The following is an 11,727-nucleotide window of genomic DNA, read 5'->3' as shown; positions in this document are numbered from 1 at the left end:
GGGAGGCCAATCACGCGGTGCTGTCGCATCTGGCGGAGCATCGGGTGCTGTGGCGACCGTAGATCCACCCATGGATCCACAGCGGATGCGAAGGGGGCGGCCGTGGGTCCGGGTGGCACGGTTGTACGGGTCCGCTCACGCGGGCCTACTTGCGCGGACGGGGGAGAATGGACGGTGGCCCACCCACGAAGCGGGCCCCTGAACCGTACGAGGAGGAGAAGACATGGCGGAGCCCACGCCGCGTCGGAACGAACCGCGGCTACGCCCCGCGCCCCTGCTCTTCGAGCCCGCGGAGGCGGCCGGTGATCCGGAGCACTTCTTCGATCTCGAGTCGATCGACGATCCTCGGGCGCTGCTGGCACGGGCCACGGAGCTGACGCTCGCGTTCCGCGCCGCGGCCGATCGGGCGCTCGAGTTCCAGGCGATCGCCGCCGCGCAGCTGGCCGATCCCCGGCGGTTCGACCGGCTTACGCCGGCTTCGATCGCCGAGCGGGCCGAGTGGACCGAGGACTATGCGAAGAAGATGATCGAGTTCGGGCGGGATCTGCTGCGGGGAGCCGAGGGCGACGGGCGGGGGCTCGGGCACGGAGTGGGCGACCATGCGTGAGCCGGTCGTTTCGGTGTAGTCGGGGGGTTCTCCCGCCCCCGCCGCCCGGGCCGGTCGCGCAGTTCCCCGCACCCCTGAAGGCCTGAAAGGCGTGGCATATGCCGCGGGGCAAGGTACTCCTCCCTCGGCGTCCTGTCCCGGGTTTTCGCAACTCTCGGGGGGCGGGTGCTTACCGACGGTAGATCTCATCACCATGAGCAGCACACGGAATCCGGCAAGCTCCGCCGCCCCGTTGCCCGACCGGTTCGACGTCTGTGGCGTCACTCCGGACGGAGCCGCCTGGCTCGCCTCGGCAGGAACGTATCCGCGCAGCACCCTCATCCTCTGGGAGGAACGCCCGACCTCCCCGGTCGTCCTGCCCTGCGGCACCGCCTTCGACATCGTCAACGTGCCCGCGATCTTCGGCCGACGGATGCTCGACCAGCTGTGGGACGAGGGGCCGGGCTCGGGCCCGGTGGCCGTGCACCGCGGGCGGACGCTGCTGTTCAGCGCGCCGGGCACCGCACAGCGCCTGCCGTCGCTCCTGGAGTGGGAGGAGTGGGGGGCGGGCGAGCCGGGGGGATCCGGGCGCGTCGACGCCATTCCCCCGCTGCTCTGCCACGGGGTCGGCGACGCCGTGACCGTGCCCGCCCTGAGCCCTGTCGCCCACCTCACATCCCGCTGGCTGGTGGCCCCCGACACCCGGCATCCGTGGCTTCCGGGGCCCGAGATCCTGGTGTGGGCGGCCGTCCGGGCGGCCCGCACGGCCGCCTCCGCCGCGGTGCGGATATCGATTTTTCCTCCCGCCGATCAGGATGCTAAGGTCTACGACGTCAGCAGGCGCCGCTAGCTCAGTTGGTTAGAGCAGCTGACTCTTAATCAGCGGGTCCGGGGTTCGAGTCCCTGGCGGCGCACAGACGGTAGGAAGCCCCTCGCGAAAGCGAGGGGCTTCTTGCGTGTCCGGCTCCGCGCGGGCGACGGGCTCAGCCTGTTGTGATCTTCACCGTCCACGCCCCGGACGCCGTCCGGTCCTCTACCTCGACACGCACCTTCTCGCCGGGGACCGTGAAACTCTCCCCGAGTCCGACCGGCGCGTCCGCCAGGGGCGGGTAGACCGATTCGCCCCAGCAGGACTCGGAGTGCGGGTGGGCGTCGATGACCTCGACCGGGCCGCCGCCGGAGTCGGCCTCGCTGCGGATGCGGTAGATCAGGACGCCCTGGGTGCAGGTGGCGCCGTCGTTGCCCGTCGAGGTGCGCGCCTCGAAGGCCAGCGCGCTGTCGAGCCCCGTACGGACCACCGCCAACTTCGTACCGCGACCGGAACCGAAGATGCGTGCCCCTGGGACCGAGGTGGGCAGAACCGCCCCCGAGGCCGGCAGGACCGGGGCCGGCAAGGCCGAGGTCCGCGCCCCGGAGACGGAGCCTGAGCGGGGCATCCCGGGACCAGGAACCGACCCCCCGGACCCCGACGCGGAGCCCTCCGAGTCCGAGGTCGACCCCGCGAATCCCGGAGCCGGTGGCGGACCGGCCTGGGCAGCGGCGCTCGCGACGGAGACCGGCGCTCCCGATGCCGCCGTCCCCGCCCCGCCCGTCACCGGGCCCGACCCCAGCGGCTCCAGCGTCAGCCTCGTGGTCCCGTGCTCCCGCAGACAGGCCACCTGGCGCGTTTCCAGCCAGCCCAGTTTCCACTTGTGCCAGCCGAACAGGTCGGGGGCAAGGCCGAACTGGCTGCCCATGAGGTCCCAGTCACCGACGTAGGTGTCCCAGTCGCCCTTGCCGTCGGTGGGGCGATGGTAGAGGTCGGGCAGGTCGAAGACGTGCCCCGTCTCGTGGGCGAGGACGAGGCGGTCCGGCGGGTGCTTCTCGAAGACCGTGACGACACGGCGGATGTCCTTGCCGTCGGCCTCGATGGGGGTGTCGAGGTTGACGACCTTCGTCGCGTCGGAGTCGACGCCCGGCGCGTCCGGGTCGGCCACGAAATAGACGATGTCGTAGCGGGAGAAGTCGACCTGCGGGTCGGCCGCGGCGACCGCGTCACGCAGATAGGCGCCGCGCCGCGCGGCGTTCCAGTCGCGCTTTATGGCGTACGAGGTGGAGGCGTGCGGCATCCGGATCCAGTCGCGCTGCGGATGCGGGCGCAGCGTGAACCTGCCGTACGAGGCACGCTCGAAGAACTGGCTGGTGGCCGGGAAGTAGTCGGCGGCCAGTTCGGCGGGCGTGGTGCGGGGCCGGGAGTCCGGGAAGGACAGATAGACGAGCACCGCGTCGAGGGAGCGGGTGGGGCGCGGATAGTCGGCGTTCCAGGTGTCCAGGCCCTCCGAGTGGTGGGCCTCGGTCCGCCTCAGGGCACAGGGCGAGAAGAGGGGTTCGGCGAGTGCGGGGCCCGTGATCAGGGAGGTCGCCGCCAGCGCCGTCATGGAGGTGAACACGGCCGCGGTGCTGCGCCAGCGCGGCGCACCCTGGCGGAGGGAGGCCCGCAGCGCGTCCGGACGAACGACGGCCCACAGCGCGCCCGGACGTGCGGGGACCCGCGGCACGCCGAGAACCGTCAGGACGTCAGGAACCCGCGAAACGTCACGGGTTCGACGCCGCCGGGCCTCTCGGGCGAGACCCTTCAGGGGGCGCTGACGCGGCACGTCGACCTCCGGATGCGGTTTTCGGGACACCGCACCCAGACTGGGTGAGTTCGTGACACTTTGCCCTGTTTGCCTGCACCAGACGGGTGAGGGACCATGAGCGGCCGAAACCCCGAACGACACCCCGAAAACTCACGGAACGTCACATGCGATCGCCAGGCACAGGAACCGGTCCAGATGCAGGCAGAAACGATCTGTCAGAACCGGTGGTTGTTCCGGGACACTGGACTGTGGCTGGAAGGCTCCGGAACCAGCCTCTATGATCGGCACACTTTCCTGCACGGACACGGCTTGTTCGGCCGTCCAGCACCGGCCGACCACCCGAGAGACCCATACGAAGAACGAGTGCACTGCGGGAGCGAGCGGTGAGCGGAACGTCCGAAGGGCCGACGCCCACGGCAGATCTCATCCGGTCGGCCGTCACAGAGCGTCACATCGACACATCTCCGCGTACGTCTCCTCGTACGTACGCCGGGGTGCCTCCCGGCGCATCCGTCTCCGCCGTTTCACCCCCCGGCGCATCCCCTTGCGCCGAGGCCTCTCCCGGCACGTACGCCCCGGCGGAAACACTCCTCGACACCCTCGACACGCCTGAGTCCCCCCTCGACACGCCCGGATCCCTCTCCGACCCGCCCGAGTCCGTGCCTGACGTTTGCGAGTCCGCCCCCGATGCGGCGCTCGTCCCGCCCGCCGGGACCTCGACACCTCCCGGCGCCTTCCGTGCCGCCTTCGGCGCCGCGCCCCTTCCGATGGCCGTGGTCGACCGCGAGGGCCTGGTCGTCACCGCCAACGAGTCGCTCGACGCGCTGCTCGGCACCGGATCGGGCGCGCTCGAGGGACGGATCGCGGCCGATCTGGTGGATCTGGCCTCCGACGCCCGCACCTGGCACGCGTACCGCGAGGTGCTGCGTGGCCGGCAGGCCCGGCTGCGCTGCACCCGCCGCCTCAAGCACCCCGACGGGCACTCGCTCTGGGTGCAGGTGACGGTCGCTCCGCTGCCCGCGCGGGAGGAGGCGGTACTCCTGTCCATCGCGGACATCAGCGCCCGCCGTGAACTCCAGGCGCGGCTGCGGCACTTGCAGATGCACGACCCGGTGACCCGGCTGCCCAACCGCACGCTGTTCTTCGAGCGGCTCTCGTCCGCCCTGGAGGCGGAGGCGTACGAGGAGGGCGGCACCGGCCGCATCGGGCTCTGCTATCTGGATCTGGACGGGTTCAAGGCGGTCAACGACACGCTCGGCCACCGGGTCGGCGACCGGCTGCTCGCGGCCGTCGCCGAACGGCTGACGCGCTGCGCCGACGAGGCGGGTTACGCCCGGGGGGCCACTCCCCTGGTCGCCCGGCTGGGCGGCGACGAGTTCGCGCTGCTGGTCGAGGACTCGACCGGGACGGACCAGTTGGCCGACCTCGCCGAGTCCGTCCTGAAGTCACTGCAGGCGCCCTTCGACCTGTCCGGGCAGCGGCTGTCGGTCTCCGCGTCGATCGGGGTCGTCGAGCGGCGCGCCGCCGGGACGAGCGCGACCCATCTGATGCAGGCCGCGGACACCACGCTGTACTGGGCGAAGGCGGACGGCAAGGGCCGCTGGACGCTGTTCGACCCGGAGCGCAACGCCCACCGGATGACCCGTCAGGCGCTCTCCTCCACCCTCCGGGCGGCGATCGACCGGAACGAATTCGCCCTGGAGTACCAGCCCTTGGTGGGCATGGAGGACGGCGGGGTGCGCGGGGTCGAGGCGCTGGTCCGCTGGAACCATCCGCAGTTCGGCACGCTGACGCCGAATCGGTTCATCGGATTGGCCGAGGAAGACGGTTCGATCGTGCAGCTCGGCCGTTGGGTACTGGCCACGGCCTGCCGCCAGGCCCGCCGCTGGCAGCTGGACCATCCCGACGCGGTGCCGATCTTCGTCAGCGTCAACGTCGCCGTACGGCAGGTGTGGGACTCCGACCTGGTCGCGGACGTGGCGGAGATCCTCGCGGAGACGGGTCTGGCCGCGCATCTGCTCCAGTTGGAGCTGACGGAGTCGGCGGTGATGGGCTCGGCCGGGCGGCCCCTCCAGGCCCTTCAGGCCCTCAGCGACATGGGCGTCCGCATCGCCATCGACGACTTCGGCACCGGGTACTCCAACCTCGCCTACCTCAGCCGCCTGCCGGTCTCCGTCCTGAAGCTGGACGGCTCCTTCGTGCGCGGCTTCCAGTACGAGGGGCCCGACGGCGGTGCCGGCGGCGCCCACCCCAACCCCGCCGACGAGGTCATCGTCGAGGCCCTCATCCAACTCGCCCACCGGCTCGGCCTGACGGTCACCGCCGAGTGCGTGGAGACCGCCTCCCAGGCCACCCGGCTGCGCGGGATCGGCTGCGACACCGGGCAGGGCTGGCTGTACTCCCGCCCGGTGGCGCCGGATCGTATCTCCGCCCTCTTGACCGCGAGTTCCTGACCGCGAGTTCCTGACGACGAGTTCCTGACGGCGAACAGGTCCTAGTCCACGTTCGGCAGCCCGTACGCGTCCGCGATCAGTTCGTACGAGCGCAGGCGTACGTCGCCGCCGTGGGCGTTGCCCGTGAGCATCAGCTCGTCGGCGCCGGTGCGCTTGTGGAGGTCGTCGAGGCCGGCGCGGACCTCGTCCGCGGTGCCGTGGATGACGTTGGCGTTCCAGGAGTCGACGAACTCACGTTCCATCGGGCTGAAGTCGTACGCCTCCGCCTCCTCGGGGGTCGGCACGAGACCCGGGCGGCCGGTGCGCAGACGGACCATGTTCAGGGCCGCGGCCCTGACCTGACGGCGGGCCTCCTTCTCGTCGTCCGTCGCGAGGGCGGAGACGCCGATCAGGGCGTAGGGGGCGTCCAGCACGGCGCTCGGCCGGAAGGACTCGCGGTAGAGGTCCAGCGCCGGGATCGTGTTCTGGGCCGAGAAGTGGTGCGCGAAGGCGAAGGGGAGGCCGAGCACGCCGGCCAGGCGGGCGCTGAAACCGGAGGAGCCGAGGAGCCAGATCGGGGGGCGGTGCGGGGACTGTACGCCGCCCGGGGAGGTCGACTGGACGGGGCCCGGGACCGCGTGGATGCGGGCGTAGGGGTGACCGGCCGGGAAGTCGTCGTCCAGGAAGCGGGTCAGCTCCGCGAGCTGCTCGGGGAAGTCGTCGGCGCCCTCGTGGAGGCGCTCCGTGCGGCGGAGGGCGGCGGCGGTGGCACCGTCCGTGCCGGGGGCTCGGCCCAGGCCCAGGTCCACTCGGCCCGGGGCCATGGCTTCCAGCGTGCCGAACTGCTCCGCGATCACCAGGGGGGCGTGGTTCGGGAGCATGACGCCGCCCGAGCCCAGGCGGATGCGGGTCGTGTGGGCGGCGAGGTGGGCGAGGATCACCGCGGGTGAGGAGGAGGCCACGCCCGGCATGGAGTGGTGTTCGGCGACCCAGTAGCGGTGGAAGCCGCGGGACTCTGCGAGGCGGGAGATGGCGACGCTGGTGCGCAGGGCGTCGGTCGCGGTGCGGCCGGCGCCTACGGTGACCAGGTCCAGTACGGAGAGGGGTACGGGCGCGGTGCCTTGCGCGGTGCCTCGGATCTCGTCCGTGTCGTCCACCGGGGTGCCTCCTGTTGCGTACGTGTTGCTGTCCTCACGGCGGCAACAGGAGACAGTCCCCGCTTATTCCCGCCACCGCGGCCCGGGACGCCGGAAGGGTCTCTCGCCCCCGCCGCCCCTACCCGTCCCATCCTCCTGAGGCTCCGCCCCAGACCCCACCAGGGGCGCTGCGCCCCCTGGACCCCCGCACGGCCTGAACGGCCTCGTCCTCAAACGCCGGACGGGCTGAAAGAATCGGGCCGGGGTGGGTGGGGGCGAGCCTCACCCTCGAACGCCGGGCAACCGGGGCTTTCAGGGGCGCGGGGAACTGCACGAACGGCCCCCACCGGCCGTCAGCCGAAGAACTTCGGGCGGGGGCATGCGGGGCGAAGCCCCACCCTTAGGGGCGCGGGGAACTGCGCGAACGGCCCCCACCGCCCCGCGGACGACGTGCGCACCCCGGGACGCGTTACACCTGGATGATGGGCTCCTTGGTGAAGAGGGTGCCGAGGGTGGGGGCGTTCACCTTGCGGTCGGCGAGGCGTAGGGCCTCCCAGACCGAGACCTGGTTGGCGGTGAGGACCGGCTTGGAGAGGTCCTTCTCCAGGGCCGAAAGGTGCGCCGCCGTATGGAGGGCCGTGTCGGGCAGAAGGACGGCGTCCGCGTCGGGGCGGTCGCCGGCCCGGGCGAGCTCGAGGACCTCCGCCTCACCCCAGGTCCCGACCTCCGCCGCCGTGATGATCCCGGAGGCCCTGACCGACACGACCTCCACCCCCGCCTCCCGAAGGAACGCGGCGAAGAGGTCCGCCACGTCCTGCGGATACGTCGCCGCGATCGCGACCCGCCGGGCACCGACCTCCCGGACGGCGTGCGCGAACGCGAAGGACGTGGAGGAGGCGGGCAGCCCGGCCGCCCGGGCCAGGGCGCGTACCTGCTCGTGGGCGCCCTCCCAGCCGTACACGAAGCTGCCGCTGGTGCACGCCCAGACCACGGCCTCCGCGCCGGACAGCCGCAGCTCCTCGACGCCCGCCGAGAGCCGGACCGCCGAGCCCATCTCGCGCAGCGCGTCGACCCGGTGGGCGTCCTCCCCGATGTCCGTGTGGACGAGCTGGAGGCGGACGTCGCTGCCCAGGAGCTGTTCGATGCGCGGGTAGTCGTCCTCGGCCGAGTGGCCCGGGTAGAGGAATCCGAGTGCGGTCATGCCCAACCTTCCTGTTCTTCCGGCAGTACAGGTCCCCCGCGGGCGGACTGATCGATCAGCCGCTGATAGGGGCCCACCGCCCGGGTACCCAGGTGACGCAGTGCCGCCCACATCGTCACCTGGTTGGCCGAGATCACCGGTATGCGCAGTTCCGCCTCCAGCTGGGGGATGACGTCGTACGTCGGCAGGTTGGTGCAGCTGATGAAGAGGGCGTCGGCCACCTCGCCCCGCACCGCGCGGCGGGCCATGTCGACCACATCACGGTACGGAACTTTCCAGATGTGCCTGGTCAGGCCCATGAAGGCGCGCCCGGTGACATGGACGCCCGCCTCGGCGAGGTACTCCTCCAGGGACTGGGTCACCGAGACCGTGTACGGGGTGACGAGAGCGATCCGGTGGGCGGCCAGCTCGGTGAGCGCCTCCAGCAGCGCGCCGGAGGTGGTCAGCGAGCGCACCTCCCCCGCCCGCGTCATCGCCTCGCACATCGCCCGCTCGCCCGCGACGCCGCCCACGAAACTGCCGGAGGTGCACGCGTACGCCACGACCTCGGGCGCGACCGCGTTCAGCGCCCGGACCGCGTCGCCGAGCGTCTCGTGCTCGGAGACCAGGCGGGCCAGGTCCAGGCTCACCTCGACCGGCACGAACGGGGTGCGGGTCAGATGCAGACAGACGTCGTCGGGGACCCAGCGCCACAGCTCGCGGTCGAGGGCGAAGTCGAAGGGGGCGACGACGCCGATCCCGCGCTGGGGGCGGGGGCCGCCGAGAAAGGAGACGTCCATGGCAGCACCGGCCTCACGAAGGGAGACGAAGGGGCAACGGACCGTGCGTACGTCCGTGTTGACGAAGGTAGGTTCGGGTGCGAGCGTGGTCAATCCGCGCATCTCAGACGGCTCCGGCCGCCCCCGCCCACCCCGCACGTTCGTCCCCTCAGGAACTCAGGAACTCAGGAACTCAGGAAAGCGGACGCATTGCGAAACGGTTTCCCTCGCCCGCCCCGCCCCGTACCCGCGTCGGCCCCGGCCTCCGGGTCCGGCGCCGGGCCCCGCACCACCCTCCTCGTCCTGGACGCCGAGCCGCTCCCCCGCCTCGGCAGACTCACCGGCCGGGTGCGGATCGAGCACGCCGACGAGTCGACGCTGGCCGAGCGGCTGCCGCGCGCGGACGTACTGCTGGTCTGGGACTTCACCTCGCACGCGGTGCGCCGCGCCTGGCCCGGCGAGGGTCCCCGGCCGCGCTGGGTGCACACGGCGAGCGCGGGCGTCGACCACCTCATGTGCCCCGAACTCGCCGCGTCCGGCACGGTGGTGACCAACGCGCGCGGGATCTTCGACCGGCCGATCGCCGAGTACGTCGCCGCGCTGGTCCTCGCGATGGCCAAGGACCTGCCGAGGACGTGGGACCTTCAGCGGCAGCGGGAGTGGCGGCACCGGGAGTCGCAGCGGGTGGCGGGCACGCGCGCGTGCGTGGTCGGTTCCGGGCCGATCGGACGCACGATCGTCAAGACGCTCAAGGCGCTCGACGTGACGACGGCCCTGGTGGGACGTACCGCGCGCACCGGGATCCACGGGCCCGAGGAGCTCGACCGGCTGATGGCGCGCGCCGACTGGGTGGTGTCGGCGGCGCCGCTCACCGAGGCCACGTACGGCATGTTCGACGCGCGGCGCTTCGGGATGATGCAGCCCTCGGCGCGCTTCATCAACGTCGGCCGCGGGCAGTTGGTCGTCGAGGACGCGCTCGCCGAGGCGCTGTCGAAGCGGTGGATCGCGGGCGCGGCCCTCGATGTCTTCCTGGACGAGCCGCTCGGCCCGGACAGCCCGCTGTGGGGTGCCCCCGGGCTGATCGTGTCACCGCACATGAGCGGGGACACGGTCGGCTGGCGGGACGAACTCGGGGCGCAGTTCGTGGAGATGTACGAGCGCTGGGAGGCGGGCAGACCGCTGCCGAACGTGGTCGACAAGAAGCGCGGATACGTACCGGGGCACTGAGACTTCCTCTGGAGGGGCCGATGCCGGAACTCGTCGAGCTGACCGCGGTACAACTCCTCGACGGCTACCGCAAGGGCGAGTTCAGCCCCGTGGACGCCACGCGGGCGGCGTTGCGCAGGGCCGTGGAGATCCAGCGGGCCGTGAACGCGTTCGTACGTCTCGACGCGGACGCGGCCCTCGCGCGGGCGGCCCGGTCCGCGGACCGCTGGCGGCGGGGTGAGCCCGCCGGGCTGCTGGACGGGGTGCCGGTCTGCGTCAAGGACATCCTGCTGATGCGCGGCGGACCGACCCTGCGCGGCTCCAAGACCGTTGATCCGCAGGGACGTTGGGACGAGGACGCGCCGTCCGTCGCCCGGCTGCGCGAGCACGGGGCGGTGTTCCTCGGGAGGACGACGACACCCGAGTTCGGCTGGAAGGGCGTCACGGATTCGCCGCTGTCGGGGGTGACCCGCAATCCGTACGACGTCACACGCACGGCGGGCGGCTCGAGCGGCGGCAGCGCGGCGGCCGTCGCGCTCGGGGCGGGGCCGCTGGCACTGGGCACGGACGGGGGCGGCAGTGTGCGCATCCCGGCCGCGTTCTGCGGGATCTTCGGTCTGAAGCCGACGTACGGGAGGGTGCCGCTGTATCCCGCGAGCGCGTTCGGGACCCTCTCGCACGTGGGCCCGATGACACGGGACGCGGCCGACGCGGCGCTGATGATGGACGTGATCAGCGGGCCGGACGCCCGTGACTGGTCGGCGCTCGGGCCGGTGGACGGGTCCTTCGCCGAGGCCCTTGGGGGTGGGGTGCGCGGGCTGCGGGTCGCGTACTCGCCGTCCCTGGGCGGGCAGGTCGCGGTCCAGCCGGCCGTCGCGGCGGCGGTGCGGCGGGCGGTGGAGCGGCTCGCGGGGCTCGGCGCGTACGTCACCGAGGCCGACCCCGATCTCACCGACCCGGTGGAGGCCTTCCACGTCCTGTGGTTCGGCGGTGCGGCCCGGGTGGCCCAGCGGCTCGGGCCCCGGCAGCGGGAGTTGCTGGACCCGGGGCTGCGGGAGATCTGCGCGCGGGGCGCCCGGTTCAGCGCGCTGGACTACCTGGCCGCGGTGGACGTCCGGATGGAGCTCGGGCGGCGGATGGGGCGCTTCCACGAGTCGTACGACGTGCTGGTGACGCCGACCCTGCCGCTGACGGCGTTCGCGGCGGGGGTGGAGGTGCCGCCGGGCTCCGGCCACCGCCGCTGGACGGGGTGGACCCCGTTCACGTACCCCTTCAACATGACGCAGCAGCCCGCCGCGAGTGTCCCGGTCGGCACGGACGGCGACGGCCTCCCGGTCGGCCTGCAGATCGTCGCCGCCCGCCACCGCGACGACCTCGTCCTGCGCACGGCACACGCCCTCTACGAGTCGGGCGCCGCGGGGGTGGATCCGCCGCCGGGGTTCTAGTACTCCAGCAGCGGTTCGCTATCTGGCCTGGTCAGAGATGTTGTCCGGAGTGTAGTTGGCTGATGGTGCGTCAGGGGCGGTCTTGCCGGACCGCCCCTCCAACGAGTGGACTCGTCGCCGGTAGTGGCAGTGGCGGGCGACGGCTTGCCGTCTGCGCCGCCACTGCGACCAGCTCACTGCGTGGATACGAAGCGGCCGGCGGGGCCTGGGTGCGGGGCGAGTTGCCAAGAGCCGGCGGACTTCCGCCACAGTGAGCGGAACCAGGGTGCCAAAACCGTTTCTGCATCCCCTTTTTCGGCTGCCTGGGCCGCCGTGGCCGCGAGAAAGGCATGGGCGAGCATGGCC

General features: G+C 72.2%; 9 protein-coding genes, 1 tRNA gene and 1 pseudogene. 6 read left to right on the top strand and 5 right to left on the bottom strand.

The features are described from left to right. Positions 1-223 precede the first annotated feature (223 nt). The 3 genes from ACZ69M_RS00055 to ACZ69M_RS00045 all read left to right on the top strand — a co-directional run bounded on the left by ACZ69M_RS00055 (position 224) and on the right by ACZ69M_RS00045 (position 1,500). On the top strand, positions 224-607 hold the full coding sequence (locus ACZ69M_RS00055) for a hypothetical protein (protein WP_054232844.1): 384 nt from the start codon (positions 224-226) through the stop codon (positions 605-607). 193 nt (positions 608-800) lie between these two features. Further along, complete coding sequence (locus ACZ69M_RS00050) at positions 801-1,436, top strand: bifunctional DNA primase/polymerase (RefSeq protein WP_470045690.1); 636 nt, start codon at positions 801-803, stop codon at positions 1,434-1,436. Then, positions 1,427-1,500, top strand: a tRNA-Lys gene (locus tag ACZ69M_RS00045). The genes ACZ69M_RS00050 and ACZ69M_RS00045 overlap by 10 nt, the downstream gene beginning before the upstream one ends. A gap of 69 nt (positions 1,501-1,569) precedes the next feature. Here ACZ69M_RS00045 and ACZ69M_RS00040 read toward each other — a convergent pair. After that, positions 1,570-3,003: a M6 family metalloprotease domain-containing protein gene (locus ACZ69M_RS00040; protein WP_470046311.1), complete on the bottom strand. Its 1,434-nt coding sequence runs from the start codon at positions 3,001-3,003 to the stop codon at positions 1,570-1,572. Positions 3,004-3,587: 584 nt separating this feature from the next. On the opposite strand from ACZ69M_RS00040, the gene ACZ69M_RS00035 reads away from it, so the two are divergent. Further along, the gene (locus ACZ69M_RS00035; protein WP_470045689.1) at positions 3,588-5,657 is read left to right on the top strand and encodes a putative bifunctional diguanylate cyclase/phosphodiesterase; all 2,070 of its coding nucleotides are present in this window, start codon (positions 3,588-3,590) and stop codon (positions 5,655-5,657) included. Between the two features lie 41 nt (positions 5,658-5,698). On the opposite strand, the gene ACZ69M_RS00030 is transcribed toward ACZ69M_RS00035, so the two are convergent. The 3 genes from ACZ69M_RS00030 to ACZ69M_RS00020 all read right to left on the bottom strand — a co-directional run bounded on the left by ACZ69M_RS00030 (position 5,699) and on the right by ACZ69M_RS00020 (position 8,752). Beyond that, the gene (locus tag ACZ69M_RS00030) at positions 5,699-6,793 is read right to left on the bottom strand and encodes an LLM class flavin-dependent oxidoreductase (RefSeq protein ID WP_470045688.1); all 1,095 of its coding nucleotides are present in this window, start codon (positions 6,791-6,793) and stop codon (positions 5,699-5,701) included. Between the two features lie 448 nt (positions 6,794-7,241). Then, complete coding sequence (locus ACZ69M_RS00025) at positions 7,242-7,973, bottom strand: maleate cis-trans isomerase family protein (RefSeq protein ID WP_470045687.1); 732 nt, start codon at positions 7,971-7,973, stop codon at positions 7,242-7,244. Continuing rightward, a complete protein-coding gene (locus tag ACZ69M_RS00020; RefSeq protein WP_470046308.1) occupies positions 7,970-8,752 on the bottom strand; it encodes a maleate cis-trans isomerase family protein in 783 nt (260 codons plus the stop codon). Before ACZ69M_RS00020 ends, ACZ69M_RS00025 begins: the two co-directional genes overlap by 4 nt. Before the next feature lie 282 nt (positions 8,753-9,034). Here ACZ69M_RS00020 and ACZ69M_RS00015 point away from each other — a divergent pair, with 282 nt between their 5' ends. Both ACZ69M_RS00015 and ACZ69M_RS00010 read left to right on the top strand, forming a co-directional pair. Further along, positions 9,035-9,958, top strand: a complete 924-nt coding sequence (locus tag ACZ69M_RS00015) for a D-2-hydroxyacid dehydrogenase (protein WP_470046307.1) — start codon at positions 9,035-9,037, stop codon at positions 9,956-9,958. Between the two features lie 20 nt (positions 9,959-9,978). Then, entirely contained in the window at positions 9,979-11,382 is a 1,404-nt protein-coding gene (locus ACZ69M_RS00010; RefSeq protein ID WP_470045686.1) for an amidase, read from the top strand. 173 nt (positions 11,383-11,555) lie between these two features. Here ACZ69M_RS00010 and ACZ69M_RS00005 read toward each other — a convergent pair. Next, positions 11,556-11,727 (bottom strand): annotated as a pseudogene (locus ACZ69M_RS00005) (IS701 family transposase); the annotation flags it as partial.

This window comes from Streptomyces sp. NPDC107454 (genome assembly GCF_055582885.1).
Note: the sequence above shows the minus strand (reverse complement) of the source record. Positions and strands in the feature narration are given on the sequence as shown.

Coding starts and splice junctions, on each gene's coding strand:
- ACZ69M_RS00050 (WP_470045690.1), top strand. CDS start 801: ATGAGCAGCACACGGAATCCGGCAAGCTCCGCCGCCCCGTTGCCCGAC.
- ACZ69M_RS00025 (WP_470045687.1), bottom strand. CDS start 7,973: ATGACCGCACTCGGATTCCTCTACCCGGGCCACTCGGCCGAGGACGAC.
- ACZ69M_RS00055 (WP_054232844.1), top strand. CDS start 224: ATGGCGGAGCCCACGCCGCGTCGGAACGAACCGCGGCTACGCCCCGCG.
- ACZ69M_RS00040 (WP_470046311.1), bottom strand. CDS start 3,003: ATGACGGCGCTGGCGGCGACCTCCCTGATCACGGGCCCCGCACTCGCC.
- ACZ69M_RS00020 (WP_470046308.1), bottom strand. CDS start 8,752: ATGGACGTCTCCTTTCTCGGCGGCCCCCGCCCCCAGCGCGGGATCGGC.
- ACZ69M_RS00010 (WP_470045686.1), top strand. CDS start 9,979: ATGCCGGAACTCGTCGAGCTGACCGCGGTACAACTCCTCGACGGCTAC.